Origin of the sequence: Leisingera sp. ANG-DT (assembly GCF_000813785.1) — a bacterium.
Classification (GTDB): domain Bacteria; phylum Pseudomonadota; class Alphaproteobacteria; order Rhodobacterales; family Rhodobacteraceae; genus Leisingera.
In genome coordinates, this window is record NZ_JWLE01000005.1 from 540,172 (window position 1) to 556,897 (window position 16,726).

Sequence of the window (16,726 nt, forward strand, 5' to 3'; positions counted from 1 at the left end):
TTTGTAGCCCGTTTCTTTGCGAATTTATCCGCAAAAGGGCTGCATGTGCCCGCCCCCCGGCGTTTGACCGGCGGGCGGTCAAATCATGTCTGGCGGTCTGGGGGGCTGGTGATCAAGCTTTATGCCTCAGATGGGGCTAACCCGCTGTTTGCTAATGACCCGGCGAGGGAAGGAGTGATCCTTGCGGCATTGTCCGGCACAGGCATGGTGCCGCCGCTGGTTCAAACCGGAACCTTCGAGGGGCATAGCTGGCTGAGCTATGCTCATGTCAATGGCAGCCCCTGGCAGGAAGACACCAGCCATGTGGCGCGGCTTTTGGGGCGGCTGCATGATCTGGCAGCCCCGTCCGGATTGCCGAAAGGCGTGAACGGCAGCATAGCCTTGGAAGCGCAAACACAGGCAATTCTTCAAGAATGCAAAAATGGCGAGCAGCTGGCCGACTTGCGTCCTTTGGGCCGGGTTCCGCCGTTGTCGCAACTGCAGCTTATTCATGGTGACCCGGTGCCAGGCAACCTTCTGGCGCATGATGGCACATTGACACTGATCGACTGGCAATGCCCGCAGATCGGCGATCCGGCAGAAGACTTGTCGCTGTTTCTTTCGCCCGCGATGCAGCTGATGTACCGCGGTGCGCCGCTGACGCAGCCGGAGGAAGACAGCTTTTTGCAGGCCTATCCCGATCCGCGGATTGCGGGCAGAACTTTGGCCTTGAAACCGTGGTTCCACTGGCGAATGGCAGCGTATTGCCTGTGGCGGGCGGAACGCGGCGGGGAAAGGGACTGGCAGGCTTTTGAACTGGAGCGTGCAGCGCTTCAGTCCATCAGGCCCAGAACTGCATAAGCCGGCGGCATCAATACCCGCCGGGCGCGGCCAAATGGGAAGCGCGGCATTTTTTGCACTGCAGGCGAATAGGGCAATTCTGGCCTGCGCCCTTGCACCAGATCGCTGAGCAGGCGCCCGGCATAGCTGCCCATTGCAACGCCGTTGCCGTGATAGCAGAGACCTGCAAACAGGCCCGGATGATCGGGCACCGGCCCGATGAAAGGCACCAGGTTGCGCGACAGGCAGACCATGCCGGACCAGCAATGGGTGGTTTCCACATTCCGCCACTTCGGGAACATGGCCTCGAAGTCTTGCCGCAGCTTGGCCCGGATTCCGGCCTCGGCCCGGGGTGAGGCCAGCAGCCCGCCGCGCATGCCGAACAGGAAGCGCCTGTCCGGCATCAGCCGGAAGTAATGCAGCAGGTTGCGGGTATCATAGGCCATCTGATGCGAAAACCAGCCTTGTGCTTGCAGTTCCTGGTCCGTCAGGGGGCGGGTTACCATGACCGTGGATTGTGCCGGCATGTACCGCCCGGCCAGCCAATCTGGCAAATCCTCAGAGGAATAGCCGTTGGTGGCAATGATGACCTTGGATGCTTTCAGATGACCCTTATTAGTCTCTATTTCATGCCCGCCACCCACATGCCGAACAGAGAGGGCCGGGCTCCGCTGGTACAGTCTTGCTCCGGCATCTGCCGCGGCGGATGCCAAGCCGAACAGGTATTTGCGCGGGTTCAGCGCAAAGCCCGTCGGCGTTGTCAGCGCGGCCTGAAAACTGCCATTCAGCCCGTGATCCGCCAGCTGATGACGAGAGAGGAACTCCGGTTCTTCACCAGTTTTCCGCAACTCCTCTGCGAGGGCTGACAGACGGCGCGCGGCTTTCTCATTGTGGGCCAGTTGGGTTTCCCCGTGCGAATGGGTGTCTGCGTCAATGGCGTGAGCTTCCAGCAGCCCCTTCACAAGGTTCACAGCGGCCACTTCGCTGGCGTCATAGGTGTCAGCGGCGGGCTTGCCGAAAACCTTACGCATCGTGCCGCTGGACAGTTTCGAACCGCCGAGGCAGCAGAACCCGCCATTGCGACCGGAGGCGCCCCAGCCGGGAGTTTCAGCTTCCAGCAGGACTACTGAAGCACCGCTTTCAGCCAAATGCAGGGCCGCTGACATTCCAGTGAAGCCGCCGCCGATGATTGCTACATCGGCAGAAGCTTCCCCTTCAAAAACCGGCCAGTCCGGTGCTGAGGCGGTCTCGTCCCACCAGCAGTTGCTGCGCGGGCCGGGACCATAGGCGTAGCCGGAGAAGATCCGGCGCATCAGGCCCGCTCCGCGGCCTGTTCCTCGCGCTTCTGGCGGGCCACCTGGTGCTTGGTCACCAGCGAGGCGGTGATGACGCCCACGGTGACGATCGAGATCATGATCGTCGACAGAGCGTTGATCTCAGGGCTGACGCCCAGGCGCACGGCGGAGAAGATCTTGATCGGCAGGGTGGTGGCCGAAGGACCGGAAGTGAAGGAGGCAATCACCAGATCATCCAGCGACAGGGTGAAGGCCAGCAGCCAGCCGGAAATCACCGCGGGAGCAATGATCGGCAGGGTCACCAGCCGGAACGCTTCAGCGGGTGAACAGCCCAGGTCCAGTGCGGCTTCCTCCAGCGAGCGGTCGAATGTCACCAGACGAGAGGACACCACCACCGAGACATAGCACATCGCGAATGTGGTATGGGCCAGAACGATGGTGAATACACCGCGGTCCAGACCGATGCCGATGAATAGCAGGAGCAGTGACAGGCCGGTGATCACCTCGGGCATCACCAGCGGCGCATAGATCATGCCGGAGAACAGCGTCCGCCCCATGAACCGCCCGCCGCGCACCAGCACATAGGCCGCAATGGTGCCCAGAACGGTGGCCATGGTTGAGGAGAACACCGCCACCTTGATGGTCACCCAGGCGGCGTTCAGGAACGCCTCATTCTGGAGCAATTCGCCGTACCACTTGGTCGAGAACCCGGCCCAAACGGTGACCAGCTTGCTTTCGTTGAAGCTGAAAATCACTAGGATCACCATCGGGATATAGAGGAAGGCGAAGCCAAGGGTCAGCGATACGGCGTTAAACCAGCTCATACGGTTCATTGCTCGGCCTCCTGCTGTTTTTGCTGGTTGCGCTGGAACAGCACGATCGGGATCACCAGCAGCAGCAGCAGAACCACTGCCACCGCGGATGCCACGGGCCAGTCGCGGTTGGAGAAGAACTCCTCCCACAGAACCTTGCCGATCATCAGCGTGTCGGAACCGCCCAGCAGCGACGGGATCACAAATTCACCGAGCACCGGGATGAAAACCAGGAAGCTGCCTGCAATGATGCCGGTTCTAGACAGCGGAATGGTCACCAGCCAGAAGGCCGTGAGGCGCGAGCAGCCAAGATCCTCTGCCGCTTCAATCAACGAGCCGTCCAGCCGTTCCAGCGCCGAATAAACCGGCAGGATCATGAACGGCAGGTAGGTGTAGACGATGCCGATATAGACTGCCGAATTGGTGTTGAGGATGGTCAGCGGTTCAGAGATCACTCCTATCCACATCAGGAACTGGTTCAGGAACCCCTCGTTCGACAAGATCCCCATCCACGCATAGACGCGGATCAGGAAGGACGTCCAGAAAGGTAGGATCACCAGCATCATCAGGGTCGGGCGCCACTCCTCAGGTGCGCGGGCCATGCCATAGGCAATGGGGTAGCCGGCCAGCAGTGTAAAGAAGGTCGAGATGACCGCAATTTTCAGGGAACTGAGGTAGGCCTTCCAATAGAGGTCATCTTCAGTCAGCCAGACAAAGTTCTCGAAATCCAGCTCTGCGATGAAGGCGGCGATGCCCTCAGCCCAGTCGAACTGCGGGAAATAGGGCGGGCGGGCAATCGCTGCGTCCGACAGCGAGATTTTCAGAACGATGGCAAATGGCACCAGGAACAGGGCCAGCAGCCAGACATAGGGGATGGCGATCAGGACAAAGCGGCGCATCAGTCAGCCAGCAGAACGCCTGCCGTGGCGGTCCAGGACAGCCAGACAGTGTCTTCCCAAGTATAGGCACGGCGGGCGATGCGGCGGGTGTTGGCGGTCTGCGCCTTGATCACTGCACCGGTTGGCAGTTCCACATGATAGGTGGAAATGTTGCCGAGATAGGCGATATCCAGAATGCGGCCCTGAACGGCGTTGTCCGCGTCGGCCGGCTTTTCGGCGCTGATCGCCACTTTCTCTGGCCGGATCGCCAGATGGCACTTTTGCCCGTCGGAAAACGCGTTCGGCGATTTGACAGTCAACGGTTCGTGGCCCTCGTGCCAGGACATGGCGTAGGCTTCGCTGCCATTGAGCTTGGCGGTGCCTTCAATCAGGTTCACGTCGCCAATGAAATCAGCCACATAGACGGAGTTCGGGCTTTCATAGATCCGGTCGGGCGTCGCCACCTGGATGATCTTGCCGTGGTCCATAACTGCCACGCGAGACGCGACAGTCATCGCCTCTTCCTGATCGTGGGTTACGATCACAAAGGTAGTGCCAGTCTTTTCCTGAATGTCCATCAGTTCGAACTGGGTTTCCTGGCGCAGCTTTTTGTCCAGCGCGCCCAGAGGTTCGTCGAGTAGCAGCAGCTTCGGGTGTTTCGCAAGCGAACGGGCGAGGGCAACGCGCTGGCGCTGGCCGCCGGAAATCTGATGCGGCTTGCGGCGGGCGAATTTCTCCAGCCGGGTCAGCCGTAGCATTTCTTCAACGCGGTCGTTGATGTCGTGCTTGGGCATCTTTTCGCGCTTCAGGCCAAAGGCGATGTTCTCCCAGATCGACAGATGCGGGAACAGCGCATAGGATTGGAACATCATGTTCACCGCGCGCTTGTTCGGCGGAACCGGCGCAATGTCTTGTCCGGCAAGAAAGATCTTGCCCTCGGTCGGGGTTTCGAACCCGGCCAGCATCCGCATCAGCGTGGTCTTGCCACAGCCGGATGGGCCCAGAAGCGCGTAGAATTCCCGCTCGTAGATGTCGATGGTCAGATTGTCGATGGCGGTGAACTCACCATAGCGTTTGGTGACGTTCTGGAAGTGGATCAAGGGCTTAGCCTCAGGATCGTTCCAGGGTTCGAATACGGAAGCAGTCAAGCCGGGCCTCTTCTGCGAAATATCACGCGGATGTATGGGATGGGCGCGCTTGGAGGACCCAGGCGCGTTACGATAGGCGGGGCGGCTGGAGCGCGCCCCGCGGGTCAGGCAACGGCTGATCAGGTGCCGGACTTGACCTTGGTCCACATGCGGGTGGCCTTGCGCTGTACTTTCGGCGGGTAGCCTTCCTTGATGTACAGGTTCTGGACGGTTTCTTCGTTCGGATAGATAGCGGGATCGCCAATCACATCCTCTTCGAGGAATTCCTGGGAGGCCTTGTTGCCGTTGGCGTAATAGACGTAGTTGGACGCAGCCGCCATGTTCTGCGCGTCCATGATGAAGTTCAGGAACTTGTGGGCGCCTTCCGGGTTCGGAGCATCAACCGGAATGGTCATCTGGTCGAACCACATCAGCGCGCCTTCCTTGGGCGCGTTGTATTCGATCTCGACACCGTTCTCGGCTTCCGCCGCGCGGTCACGCGCCTGCAGAATGTCGCCGGACCAGCCGAAGGCCACGCAGATATCGCCGTTGGCCAGGGCGTTAATGTATTCGGAGCTGTGGAACTTGGTGATATAGGGGCGAACACCCAACAGAACCGGCTCAGCCTTGGCGACCACATCCGCGTCCATGCTGTTGGGATCTTCGCCGATGTACTTGAGCGCTGCCGGGATCATTTCATCCGGGGCATCGAGGAAATGCACACCGCAGCTTGAGAGCTTTTCCATGTTGGCTGGGTTGAACACTAGCTCCAGCGAGTCGATCGGGGCGTCATCACCCAGGACTTCCTTCACTTTGGCGACGTTCACGCCGATGCCGGTGGTGCCCCACATGTAGTTGATGGAGTATTCGTTGCCGGGGTCATATTTTCCGGTACGCTCCTCGATTGCGTCCCACATGTTTCCTTTGTTTGGCAGTTTCGACGGGTCCAGCTTCTGGAAGGCACCGGCCTGGATCTGGCGCGCCATGAATGAGCCGGTCGGCACCACCACATCATAGCCGGAACCGCCTGCTAGCATTTTGGTTTCCAAAACCTCGTTGCTGTCGAAGACGTCATAGATCAGGTCGATGCCGGTTTCTTTCTCGAATTTCTCCAGCAGGCCTTCGTCGATATAGTCCGACCAGTTATAGACGCGCACTTCTTCCGCGGTTGCGGCCGCAGCGGTACCAAGAGCGACGACAGCGGTCATGGTCAACGTTTTAAGTGTCATGAATTTCTCCCTGTGGGTGCCGGCTTCCAGGTCCGGCTGCAAATAGATTTGATCAAGTTTTGAGGCGTTCGGCAATACTCTTTATGTTTTCACTTGGCTCAGGATGGTGCAAGCTGGCCAAAATCGAGGAGGAAAACCCCAGGTGACAGAGACCACTTCGCCCCCCGCAGCGGCGCAGGAAAACCCCGCAAAATTGCCTGCGCATGAGATCGTTTACCAGAAGCTGAGAGCACAGGTTCTGTTCGGCGAGCTGGTGCCCGGGCAGGCGGTAACGATCCAAGGCTTGGTCGAGGCGCTGGAGGCCGGCATGACACCGGTACGAGAGGCGATCCGGCGGCTGATCTCGGACGGAGCTCTGATGTTCCAGGGCAACCGCCGTGTGTCGGTGCCTCTGCTTGGCCCGCAGGAACTTGAAGAGTTGATTTTCGCAAGAAAAACAATAGAATGCGAGCTTGCACGCCGGGCAACTTTGCAGATCTGTGCAACAGATATCGAGGAGCTTGTGGCTATCGATAACGCGCTGGACAAAGCGATCTCGACCGGCGATGTCGCAGGGTATCTGGTGCAGAACTACAGCTTTCACACAGCTCTGTACGCGCACGCAAACGCGCCGATTCTCAGCGACATTGCCGACCGTCTGTGGCTGCGTTTCGGACCTTCGCTGAGGGTGGTCAGCGGTCGTCTTGGCACTCAAAGCTTTCCGGACCGCCACAAGGACATCCTTGATGCGCTGCGGCGTCAGGACCCGGAAATGGCTGCTTTGGCAATGGAGCGCGATGTTTTTGAGGGCATGGAACATGTGGTTCAGGGATTGAAGGCCGCTAACTGATTCGATTGACACCTGAGAATTTGATCATATTCTGGTGCCAATCAGTCATTCTCAGGAGCGAGTCTCATGACCGTTATCACCAATCACATGCCGACGGCCGAGTTGCAGGCGCTGGATGCCGCCCACCACATGCATCCGTTCACCGCAAATGGTGAGTTGTCGCAAAAAGGCGCGCGCATCATCACCCGCGCAGATGGCGTGCACCTGACCGACAGCGAAGGTCACCAGATTCTCGACGCGATGGCGGGCCTCTGGTGCGTCAACATCGGTTACGGCCGCGAGGAGCTGGCGGAAGTTGCCGCCCGCCAGATGCGTGAGCTGCCCTATTACAACACCTTCTTCCAGACCACCCATGTGCCGGCCATCGCGCTGGCGGCCAAAATTGCAGAGCTGGCGCCGGGCGACCTGAACAATGTGTTCTTTGCCGGTTCCGGGTCTGAAGCAAATGACACCAACATCCGTATGGTGCGCCACTATTGGGCGCTGAAGGGCAAGTCGACCAAATCCGTCATCATCAGCCGAAAGAACGCGTATCACGGGTCTTCGGTCGGCAGCGGCTCGCTGGGCGGCATGAGCGGCATGCATGCCCAGGGCGGAATGCCGATCCCGGATATCCACCATATCAATCAGCCGAACTGGTGGGCGGAGGGCGGCGACATGCCGCCGGAAGAATTCGGTCTGCAGCGCGCGCGTGAGCTGGAAGAGGCAATCCTGGAGCTGGGCGAAGACCGGGTTGCGGCTTTCATCGCTGAGCCGGTGCAGGGCGCAGGCGGGGTGATCGTGCCGCCGGACAGCTACTGGCCGGAAATCCAGCGCATCTGCGACAAGTATGAAATCCTGCTGATCGCAGATGAGGTGATCTGCGGCTTCGGGCGCACGGGCAACTGGTTCGGCAGCGAAACCCTGAACATCCGGCCTGACATCATGACAATCGCCAAGGGCCTCAGCTCCGGCTATGCGCCGATCGGCGGGTCGATTGTGAGTGATGAGGTCGCTTCGGTTATCGCAAGTGATGAGTTCAACCACGGTTACACCTATTCCGGCCACCCGGTCGCAGCGGCGGTTGCCTTGGAAAACCTGCGCATTCTGGAAGAGGAAAACATCCTTAGCCATGTGCGCGACGTGGCGGCCCCCTATCTGAAACAGAAATGGGAAGCACTGACCGACCACCCGCTGATCGGCGAAGCCAAGATCGTCGGCATGATGGGATCGATTGCGCTGACCCCGAACAAGGAAACCCGCGCCGCGTTTGCATCTGACGCCGGCACCGTAGGGTATATCTGCCGTGAACGCTGCTTTGCCAACAATCTGGTGATGCGCCATGTCGGCGACCGGATGATCATCTCACCGCCGCTGGTGATCACGCCGGAACAGATCGACGTGCTGATCAAGCGTGCCGTGAAGTCGCTGGATGAGTGCTACGCTGAACTGAAAGAAAAGGATCTGCTGCACAGCGCCTGATTCCATTTTCCCACCCCGGCATGGGGCGACTCACCAAGGTCCGGCAATAATATTGCCGGGCCTTTTTCTTCGTTTCCGGAGGTGAAAGAGTCGGTTTTTGGCTGGGAATACAAACTCTGCGGCGCAAAATGTCATAGAGGCGTCGCAAAAAGTCCGATCAAAGGACGCGGAACATGACTAGGGTTCAATCAAGGTATTCTTTGTCCGCTTGAAGTGGTTCGAAGTATGAATTTCGTACGTTCACCGGTGAAAGAATATTTTTTTCATATCTAGCGCAGGATAGCGTTGGTGTGATTAACTTCAAACAAGTGCAGAGCAAATCTGCCGGAATGACAAAACTACGGGGAGCCTGCTTTGGCTGATGCGTCAAACGTTGATGCGTTCGTTGAATTCGAACGTGTCCAAAAGAGCTATGATGGCGAAAATCTCGTTGTCAAAGACCTCAACCTCACCATGCCCAAAGGTGAATTCCTGACAATGCTTGGCCCGTCCGGGTCCGGGAAGACAACCTGCCTGATGATGCTGGCTGGTTTCGAGACCGCGACCCATGGCGATATCCGTCTGGACGGGACGTCGATCAACAACATCCCGCCGCACAAGCGCGGCATCGGCATGGTGTTTCAGAACTACGCGCTGTTTCCGCATATGACGATTGCGGAAAACCTCTCTTTCCCGCTGGAAGTCCGCAAGATGGGCAAATCCGAGCGCGAGGAAAAAGTGAAACGGGCGCTGGACATGGTGGAAATGGGCGCCTTCGGCGGCCGCCGCCCGGCGCAGCTTTCGGGCGGTCAGCAGCAGCGGATCGCGCTGGCCCGCGCGCTGGTGTTCGAGCCCGAGCTGGTTCTGATGGACGAACCGCTGGGCGCGCTCGACAAGCAGCTGCGCGAGAAGATGCAGTTCGAGATCACCCATCTGGCACACCGTCTGGGGATCACCGTGGTTTATGTGACCCACGACCAGACCGAAGCGCTCACCATGTCCGACCGTGTTGCGGTCTTTGACGACGGCCGCATCCAGCAGATCGCGCCGCCGGACCAGCTGTATGAAAGCCCGGAAAACAGCTTCGTGGCCCAGTTCATCGGCGAAAACAACACGCTCGAAGGCACCGTCAAGGAAATCAACAACGGTATCGCGCTGGTGCAGCTTGACGATGGCGAGCTGATTGACTGCAAACCGGTCAATGTCTCGCAGCCCGGCGAGCGCACCCGCGTTTCAATCCGCCCCGAACGGGTGGAATACAACAAGGACCGCCTGCAAGCAGGCGTCCATACGCTCAAGGCGGAAGTTCTGGAGTTCATCTACATGGGCGACATCTTCCGCACCCGTCTGCGGGTGGCCGGCAATGATGAATTCATCATCAAGACCCGGAATGCCCCGGACCAAGTCCGTCTTCAGCCCGGTCAGCAGATCGAAATCGGCTGGCTGCCGGAAGACTGCCGCGCGCTGGACGCCTGATCCGCGCGCGCCGAACCCCCGGCAGAAGAACGACCGGGGGAACCTCACTTCTGTGAATTTCAACAAGGAGAGACTCTCTATGAAACTCAGCAAACTGTCTGCATTGGCAATGACAACTGCCCTTTGCGCTCCTTCGGCTTTTGCCGAAGAAATGGCCAATGAGCTGACCCTGGTGTCCTGGGGCGGTGCCTATCAGACCAGCCAGCACAAGGCTTATGTTGAGCCCTATATTGCGGCCAACCCTGATGTGAAAGTGGTTTGGGATGAAAGCTCGGCAGAAGCCGTGGCTAAGATCCGCGCCATGAACGAAGCCGGCAATGTCACCTGGGACCTGGTTGACGTTGTGGCCTCCGACTCCATGCGTCTTTGCGACGAAGGTCTGGCGGAAGAAATCAACCATGACGAGGACCTGGCAGCGGCACCGGATGGCACCGCGGCCACCGAAGACTTCGGCGACCTGATCGTAAGCGACTGCTTCGTCCCGCAGATCGTTTACTCAACCACTTTCGGCTACCGCACCGACCTGATCGACCAGCCGGATTCGGTTTGCGCGATCTTCGACACAGAGAAATATCCGGGCAAGCGTTCGCTGCAGAAACGTCCGATCGACAACATGGAGTGGGCGCTCTACTGCGACGGCGTGGCCAAGGATGAAATCTACGACGTGCTGGGCACCGACGAAGGTGTGGCACAGGCTCTGGCCAAGCTCGACACCATCAAGGACCAGGTGGTCTGGTGGACTGCTGGCGCGGAAACCCCGCAGCTGCTGGCTGACGGCGAAGTGGTTATGGGCTCTACCTTCAACGGCCGCCTGTTCTCTGCAATTGCCGAACAGGGCCAGCCGATCGGCATGCTCTGGGACATGCAGTCCTTTGACCTCGACGGCTGGGTTGTTCCGGCAGGCCTGCCCGCGGACCGCAAGGCGCGCGTGATGGACTTCCTGAAGTTCGCAACCGACACCCAACGTTTGGCTGACCAAGCTGCCTACATCTCCTATGGCCCGGCCCGTGCCTCTTCGGCACCGCTGGTTGGCAAGCACGCCGAACTGGGTATCGACATGGCACCGCACATGCCGACCGATCCGGCAAACGCCGGCAACGTGCATGTCTATGACTACGAATGGTGGGCAGACAACCGCGATGATCTGGACGCCAAGTTCCAGGCATGGCTGGCAAACTAATCTGACCTTTCCAAGATTGCAGGGGGCCTGCTGCGCCCAGGCCCCCTGCCCAAAAAAATAAAGACCCGACGGGGAACCCTATGACTGACATTAGCCAATCCGGCCCTGTGCTGGCCGCGGACGGCACACCGCTGAAGCGGAGCCTGTCGCGGGCATTGCGGATGCAGAAATTGCGCGCGCTGATGCTGATTGCGCCGCTTCTGCTGTTCATCCTTGTGACCTTCATCTTGCCGGTGGCTGACATGCTGTTCCGCTCGGTGGAGAACCGGATTGTCCAGGACACGCTGCCCCGAACGGTTGAGGCGCTGGCGGATTGGGATCCCGCTTCGGGGCAACTGCCCGAAGAGGCCGTGTTTGCCGCGATGGCCGCGGACCTCCAGATTGCCGCCAAAGAAAAGACACACACCAGAGTCGCCAAGCGCCTGAACTATGAAAACCCGGGCGTGTCCTCTGTGTTCCGTAAATCGGGCCGCAAAGTCGGAAAATGGGACCTCGCGACCGACGGTCCGTTCCGGGAAAAACTAATCGAAATTGATGATGGCTGGGGTGACGTTGAACTGTGGCGCACCATCAAGACTTATTCCGGGTCCTTCACGTCCGGCTACTTCCTGAACGCCGTTGACATGCAACTGGGCGCCGAAGGCCCGGAGATCCGGCCCGAGAATGAGCGGATCTACAACACCATGCTGGTTCGCACCATGCGGATGTCCCTGATCATCACCTTCAGCTGCATTCTGCTGGGCTATCCGGTGGCGTGGATTCTGGCCAACCTGCCGGCACGCAAGGCGAACCTGCTGCTGATCCTGGTGCTGCTGCCCTTCTGGACCTCTCTGCTGGTGCGGACATCAGCCTGGAAAATCCTGCTGCAGCAGCAGGGCGTGATCAACGACACCCTTGTCTGGATCGGCCTTGTGGATGATGCCAACCGATTGGTTCTGATCAACAACGAGCTCGGCACCATTATCGCGATGACGCACATCCTGCTGCCGTTTATGATCCTGCCAATGTACTCAGTGATGCAGACCATCAATCCGTCCTACCTGCGCGCCGCCAAATCGCTGGGCGCGACCGACTGGACCGCTTTCTGGCGGGTCTACTTCCCGCAGACCGTGCCGGGCATCGGCGCTGGCTCGATCCTCGTCTTCATACTGGCCGTTGGTTACTACATCACTCCGGCCCTTGTCGGCGGCACCAAAGGCACCTTCATCTCCAACCTGATTGCCTACCACATCTCGACGTCGGGCAACTGGGGCCTGGGTGCGGCGCTGGGCGCAATCCTTCTGGCGGTCGTCCTGCTCCTCTACTGGGTCTACGACAAGGTCGTCGGCATCGACAACGTTAAGCTGGGATAACCGATATGAGCGCACTTCCTCCTTATGCGACCGTTGGCCAGCGCACCTGGCACTATACCTTCCGGGTGATCTGCGGTCTGGTCTTCTTCTTCCTGATCGCACCGATCGTGGTGATTATCCCGCTCAGCTTCAACGCGCAGGACTTCTTCACCTTTACGCCGGAAATGCTGCGGCTGGACCCGGAAGGCTACTCGCTGAAGCACTACCGCGATTTCTTCAACAATGACTCCTGGCAGTCTGCGATGTGGAACTCGCTCAAGATCGCGCCGATGGCGACTATCGTTTCAGTCACCTTCGGCACGCTGGCCGCCATCGGCCTCAGCCAGCCGCATGTGCCGTTCCGCCGTGCGATCATGGCGATCCTGATTTCGCCGATGATCGTGCCGCTCATCATCTCCGCGGCGGGCATGTACTTCTTTTACAGCCGCATCGGCCTGCAGGGGACCTACATTGGCGTGGTTCTGGCGCATGCCGCGCTGGGCATTCCCTTCGTGATCATCACGGTGACGGCGACGCTAGTGGGCTTTGACCGCTCGCTGACCCGCGCCGCGGCCAACATGGGGGCAGACCCGGTCACCACCTTCTTCCGGGTGCAGATGCCGCTGATCCTGCCGGGGGTGATCTCGGGCGGCCTGTTCGCCTTCATCACTTCCTTCGACGAAGTGGTTGTGGTGCTGTTCGTCGGCTCGGCCGGGCAAAAGACGCTGCCTTGGCAGATGTTCATCGGCCTGCGCGAGCAGATCTCGCCGACCATCCTGGCGGTGGCGACAATCCTGGTAGCGATCTCCATCATGCTGCTGGCGACGGTGGAAATGCTGCGCCGCCGCTCCGAGCGCCTGCGCGGGATGTCTCCTGGCTAAACAGTACCCGCTTTGCCAGACACAAAGAGGCCCCGCGTTGCGGGGCCTTTTGCTTGAAGCCGGGTCAAAAGGGAGACGGCTCGCTCCCTTGGTTCTACCGCAGCCGCTGCAACAGATGCAGCGAGGCATAGCCATCCGGCGTCAGCCCGTTTGCCACCTGATAGGCGCGCACTGCCCCGATGGTCTTGGGCCCGATCTTGCCGTCGATACCGTCTGTGTCGAAACCAGCGCTTGTCAGCCGCTCTTGCATTTCCTCCCGTTCGGACAGCGTCAGCGCCCGGTCACCGCGCGGCCAATTCGCCTTGATCGGCGAACCACCCTTGATCCGGTCCGCCAAATGCCCGACGCCGATCACATAGGCATCTGCCGTGTTATAGCGTTCCAGTACAGCGAAGTTTTGGAAGATCATAAACGCAGCACCCTCGCTGCCCGCAGGCAGCAGGATTGAGGCGGGCCCGTGATCCTTCACCGCACGCCCATCCAGCCCCTTGATGCCTAAAGCCGCCCAGTCGGCGGGCGATTTCTCAATGTCGCGATCAGCCAGGGTATAATCAAACCCCTTGGGCAGGGTCACCTCCACCCCCCAAGGCTGCCCTTTCACCCAGCCAAACTGCTTCAGATACGCGGCGGTTGAGGCCAGCGCATCAGCCGGGTTGTCCGACCAGATGTCCCGCTTGCCGTCACCGGTGAAATCCACCGCATAGTCCAGATAGGACGTAGGGATGAATTGGGTATGTCCCATCGCCCCGGCCCAGCTGCCGGTCATCTTGCGGGCGGCAACATCGCCTGCCTGCAGGATCTTCAGCGCCGCAAACAGCTGACCCTCAAAGAACTCTCCGCGCCGCCCGTCAAAGGCGAGGGTCGCAAGCGAGCGGACCACATCCATCTTTCCGCGGAAGGTGCCATAGCTGCTTTCCAGCCCCCAGATCGCCACCACGATCTCTTTCTCGACGCCGTATTTGCCCTCGATCTGATCCAGCCGCGCCTGCTGGTCGCGCAGCGCTGCCTTGCCGTTCTTCACCCGCAGGTCCGACGCCGCGCTGTCCAGGTAGTCCCAGATCGTCTTGGTGAACTCCGACTGGTTGCGGTCGCGGCGGATCACTTCGGGGTCATAGCTCACACCGTCAAAGGCACTGTCCAGCACCGGCACGCTGATCCCTTGTGCCCCTGCGCGGTCTTTGAATTCCATGATCCAGTCTTTGAAACTGACTTCAGCTGCAGCCTGTTCCACCGCGGCCTGCTGGAGCGCGGCTGGCCTAGCGACCGGTCTCAAAGTTGTGGCAGACGCCAGCAAATAGCTTTCACCTTGCCCCTCCTGTTTCGCGGCCCCGGGCCGCTCGGCGGGCCTCAAGGAGTTGTCCGTCGCGGCCTCTGCCGCCATTGCGCTGCCTGCTACCAGCGATACAGCCATCCATTTGCGCATGATGCACCTCGTTATTCACTGCCCAGCTCCAGTTTAGCGGCAGCGCGAACCGGGTAAAGAGGTCAGTCCCGGCGTGTGCGGGGCGCCGCCTGCCATTGCTACTGCCGGTGCTCCTGGCGCAGCTGGTCCAGGGCGTCGCGCAGCATGGGCACCCGGTGCGGACGAAAGCTTTGATCCGTCACTTGCAGGCCGCGCATCCGGTCCAGCCGGAACACCCGCACCGCCTGACGCAGGCAGCACCAGGCGATCAGCACGGTCGAGCGGTCGAAGTACACCACGCTCAGCGGTTTCACCTGCCGCTCGGTCACCGCGCCATACCCGTCTGTATAGCCGAAACGCACCTCGACCTCGTCCCAGGCAGCCTGGCGCAGGTCCTGCGCCGAGATTGCTGGCGGGATCGGGCGCTCAAACCGGTAAGGTGCCAGCACCGCGTGGCGCAGCCGGTGTGCCTGCCTTGGCGGCAGCCGCGCCTGCAGCTTGCGTAATGCTTCAGAGGCTGCGGTGGCCAGCTCCGGGTCGCCGATCAGCTCCACTTCCCGCAGGCCAAGCACCAGTGCCTCCAGTTCCGTGTCCCGGAAACCCATCGGCGGCAGCGCATTGTCCTCAATCAGGGTAAAGCCGTACCCCGCCTCGCCATCAATCACCGCCCCCATCTCGCGCAGAGTCGCGATGTCGCGGTGGATGCTGCGGGCTGACACGCCCAGTTCCTCCCCCAGCCGCGCCGCGGTATGCGGGCCGGGCCCCAGGCGCAGGGCCTGCATCAGCTGAAAGAGGCGGTGAGTTCGGGACATGCCTGATCATCCTATGCCCTGATGACACTATCTGTCATCAGGCGGGTTTAGAGAAAGGCGAGTAAACGCAACGAACAGGATTTGACAAATGCTTTCCCTCCTCACCTTCCCTAAAGGCTTCGGCTTGTTCAGCATGAGCCCCTTCTGCATAAAATCTGCTCTGATGCTGGAGCTGTCCGGCCAGCCCTGGCAGCGCAGCGACATGCTGGACCCGACCGAAATGCCGCACCGGAAGCTGCCGGTTCTTGCGACGCCTGACGGGCAGATTGCTGACAGCGACGGCATCCGCGACTGGCTTGAGGGGCAGGGGGCCGACTTCGACGAAGGTCTGACCACTGCAGATCGCGCCCACACTCGTGCCTGGGTCCGGCTGGCGGAATACCACCTGGGCCTGCACCTGCTGCAAATGCGCTGGAATGACGATGCGGTCTGGCCCGAGGTGCGGGATCAGATCTTCCAGCCGGTTCCCGAACCCATGCGCGAAGAGATCAGCGCCCCGGTCAGGAAGGAAATCCAGAACGGGCTTCAGTGGCAGGGCCTCGCACGTTTCACCGATGCGGAGCGGATGCACCGGCTGGAACAGGATCTGAAACCCATAAAAGCACTTACCAGTGAACGTCCGTACTTGATGGGGGACCGCATCACCTCGGCTGACTTGAGCGTGGCTCCGTTCCTGATCTCCATGCTGCAGACGTCTGAGGCGTCACAGATCAGCAAACGCTTGCGCGATGATGCGGTTCTGTGCGCCTATCTAAGCCGTGTAACCGAAACGGTGCCCTTGCCATGAAACCTGCCTTTGCCAACCCGGAGATCGAGGCCGCCTTTGCGGTCTCCGACCCGCTGGCGCGGGAGGGGTTGCTTAGGCTCCGGCAGCTGATCTTTGAAACCGCCGCCGAAACGCCGGAAGCGGGCCGGGTGGAGGAAGTGCTGCGCTGGGGCCAGCCTTCTTACGTCACGCCAGAAACCAGAACGGGGTCCACCATCCGGTTGGGGGTGCCGAAGGGTGCACGCTTTGCGCTCTTTGTGCATTGCCAAAGCCGCCTGATCTCGGAGTTCGCCTTGGCATTCCCTGCCTGGGACCGGTTTGAGGGGACCCGCGCCGTCCTGTTTGACGACCCGCAGAATGTGGAGCCGCTGCGTCACGGCTGGCTGATCAAGCGGGCGCTGACCTACAAGATCCGCGCGCCGCTGGAAATTCCGGCATAGACCCGATCA

General features: G+C 60.2%; 15 protein-coding genes and 1 pseudogene. 9 read left to right on the top strand and 7 right to left on the bottom strand.

The window, feature by feature from the left end; genetic code table 11:
- Positions 1-63 precede the first annotated feature (63 nt).
- Positions 64-840, top strand: a complete 777-nt coding sequence (locus tag RA21_RS07870; protein WP_082008902.1) for an aminoglycoside phosphotransferase family protein — start codon at positions 64-66, stop codon at positions 838-840.
- Here RA21_RS07870 and RA21_RS07875 read toward each other — a convergent pair.
- The 5 genes from RA21_RS07875 to RA21_RS07895 form a co-directional block, all read right to left on the bottom strand.
- Positions 813-2,132: an NAD(P)/FAD-dependent oxidoreductase gene (locus RA21_RS07875; RefSeq protein ID WP_193748056.1), complete on the bottom strand. Its 1,320-nt coding sequence runs from the start codon at positions 2,130-2,132 to the stop codon at positions 813-815. The genes RA21_RS07870 and RA21_RS07875 overlap by 28 nt on opposite strands.
- Positions 2,132-2,947, bottom strand: coding sequence for an ABC transporter permease (locus tag RA21_RS07880; protein WP_019295203.1), 816 nt, complete (start codon positions 2,945-2,947; stop codon positions 2,132-2,134). Before RA21_RS07880 ends, RA21_RS07875 begins: the two co-directional genes overlap by 1 nt.
- Positions 2,944-3,825 carry an ABC transporter permease subunit gene (locus RA21_RS07885; RefSeq protein ID WP_039147655.1) on the bottom strand — a complete coding sequence of 294 codons (882 nt, stop codon included), beginning with the start codon at positions 3,823-3,825 and terminating at the stop codon, positions 2,944-2,946. The genes RA21_RS07880 and RA21_RS07885 overlap by 4 nt, the downstream gene beginning before the upstream one ends.
- On the bottom strand, positions 3,825-4,952 hold the full coding sequence (locus RA21_RS07890) for an ABC transporter ATP-binding protein (protein ID WP_019295201.1): 1,128 nt from the start codon (positions 4,950-4,952) through the stop codon (positions 3,825-3,827). Before RA21_RS07890 ends, RA21_RS07885 begins: the two co-directional genes overlap by 1 nt.
- 119 nt (positions 4,953-5,071) lie before the next feature.
- Positions 5,072-6,160 (bottom strand): polyamine ABC transporter substrate-binding protein, encoded by a 1,089-nt coding sequence (locus tag RA21_RS07895; RefSeq protein WP_029204720.1) that lies wholly within the window; start codon positions 6,158-6,160, stop codon positions 5,072-5,074.
- A 142-nt stretch (positions 6,161-6,302) separates the two neighbouring features.
- On the opposite strand from RA21_RS07895, the gene RA21_RS07900 reads away from it, so the two are divergent.
- The 6 genes and pseudogenes from RA21_RS07900 to RA21_RS07925 all read left to right on the top strand — a co-directional run.
- Positions 6,303-6,989 carry a GntR family transcriptional regulator gene (locus RA21_RS07900; RefSeq protein ID WP_193747144.1) on the top strand — a complete coding sequence of 229 codons (687 nt, stop codon included), beginning with the start codon at positions 6,303-6,305 and terminating at the stop codon, positions 6,987-6,989.
- A 66-nt stretch (positions 6,990-7,055) separates the two neighbouring features.
- Complete coding sequence (locus RA21_RS07905; RefSeq protein ID WP_039147657.1) at positions 7,056-8,450, top strand: aspartate aminotransferase family protein; 1,395 nt, start codon at positions 7,056-7,058, stop codon at positions 8,448-8,450.
- A gap of 354 nt (positions 8,451-8,804) precedes the next feature.
- Complete coding sequence (locus RA21_RS07910) at positions 8,805-9,905, top strand: ABC transporter ATP-binding protein (protein ID WP_019295197.1); 1,101 nt, start codon at positions 8,805-8,807, stop codon at positions 9,903-9,905.
- 79 nt (positions 9,906-9,984) lie between these two features.
- A complete protein-coding gene (locus RA21_RS07915; RefSeq protein WP_019295196.1) occupies positions 9,985-11,085 on the top strand; it encodes an extracellular solute-binding protein in 1,101 nt (366 codons plus the stop codon).
- An 80-nt stretch (positions 11,086-11,165) separates the two neighbouring features.
- The gene (locus RA21_RS07920) at positions 11,166-12,437 is read left to right on the top strand and encodes an ABC transporter permease (protein ID WP_019295195.1); all 1,272 of its coding nucleotides are present in this window, start codon (positions 11,166-11,168) and stop codon (positions 12,435-12,437) included.
- 14 nt (positions 12,438-12,451) lie between these two features.
- Positions 12,452-13,297: pseudogene (locus tag RA21_RS07925) on the top strand (ABC transporter permease); the annotation flags it as partial.
- A 94-nt stretch (positions 13,298-13,391) separates the two neighbouring features.
- Here the strand turns inward: RA21_RS07925 and RA21_RS07930 are convergent.
- Both RA21_RS07930 and RA21_RS07935 read right to left on the bottom strand, forming a co-directional pair.
- Positions 13,392-14,720: a lytic murein transglycosylase gene (locus tag RA21_RS07930; RefSeq protein WP_039147659.1), complete on the bottom strand. Its 1,329-nt coding sequence runs from the start codon at positions 14,718-14,720 to the stop codon at positions 13,392-13,394.
- A 98-nt stretch (positions 14,721-14,818) separates the two neighbouring features.
- Complete coding sequence (locus RA21_RS07935) at positions 14,819-15,511, bottom strand: helix-turn-helix transcriptional regulator (protein WP_019295192.1); 693 nt, start codon at positions 15,509-15,511, stop codon at positions 14,819-14,821.
- Between the two features lie 133 nt (positions 15,512-15,644).
- Between RA21_RS07935 and RA21_RS07940 the strand changes: the two genes are divergently transcribed.
- Together RA21_RS07940 and RA21_RS07945 are read left to right on the top strand one after the other, a co-directional pair.
- Positions 15,645-16,298 (top strand): glutathione S-transferase family protein, encoded by a 654-nt coding sequence (locus tag RA21_RS07940; protein WP_275041407.1) that lies wholly within the window; start codon positions 15,645-15,647, stop codon positions 16,296-16,298.
- A complete protein-coding gene (locus RA21_RS07945) occupies positions 16,295-16,717 on the top strand; it encodes a DUF1801 domain-containing protein (protein ID WP_039147661.1) in 423 nt (140 codons plus the stop codon). Before RA21_RS07940 ends, RA21_RS07945 begins: the two co-directional genes overlap by 4 nt.
- The last annotated feature ends 9 nt before the right edge of the window (positions 16,718-16,726 follow it).

Bases quoted from the DNA above. Each gene is read 5' to 3' on its own strand.
- RA21_RS07875 (WP_193748056.1), bottom strand. From the start codon at position 2,132: ATGCGCCGGATCTTCTCCGGCTACGCCTATGGTCCCGGCCCGCGCAGC.
- RA21_RS07880 (WP_019295203.1), bottom strand. From the start codon at position 2,947: ATGAACCGTATGAGCTGGTTTAACGCCGTATCGCTGACCCTTGGCTTC.
- RA21_RS07885 (WP_039147655.1), bottom strand. From the start codon at position 3,825: ATGCGCCGCTTTGTCCTGATCGCCATCCCCTATGTCTGGCTGCTGGCC.
- RA21_RS07895 (WP_029204720.1), bottom strand. From the start codon at position 6,160: ATGACACTTAAAACGTTGACCATGACCGCTGTCGTCGCTCTTGGTACC.
- RA21_RS07905 (WP_039147657.1), top strand. From the start codon at position 7,056: ATGACCGTTATCACCAATCACATGCCGACGGCCGAGTTGCAGGCGCTG.
- RA21_RS07915 (WP_019295196.1), top strand. From the start codon at position 9,985: ATGAAACTCAGCAAACTGTCTGCATTGGCAATGACAACTGCCCTTTGC.
- RA21_RS07920 (WP_019295195.1), top strand. From the start codon at position 11,166: ATGACTGACATTAGCCAATCCGGCCCTGTGCTGGCCGCGGACGGCACA.
- RA21_RS07930 (WP_039147659.1), bottom strand. From the start codon at position 14,720: ATGCGCAAATGGATGGCTGTATCGCTGGTAGCAGGCAGCGCAATGGCG.
- RA21_RS07935 (WP_019295192.1), bottom strand. From the start codon at position 15,511: ATGTCCCGAACTCACCGCCTCTTTCAGCTGATGCAGGCCCTGCGCCTG.
- RA21_RS07940 (WP_275041407.1), top strand. From the start codon at position 15,645: ATGAGCCCCTTCTGCATAAAATCTGCTCTGATGCTGGAGCTGTCCGGC.
- RA21_RS07945 (WP_039147661.1), top strand. From the start codon at position 16,295: ATGAAACCTGCCTTTGCCAACCCGGAGATCGAGGCCGCCTTTGCGGTC.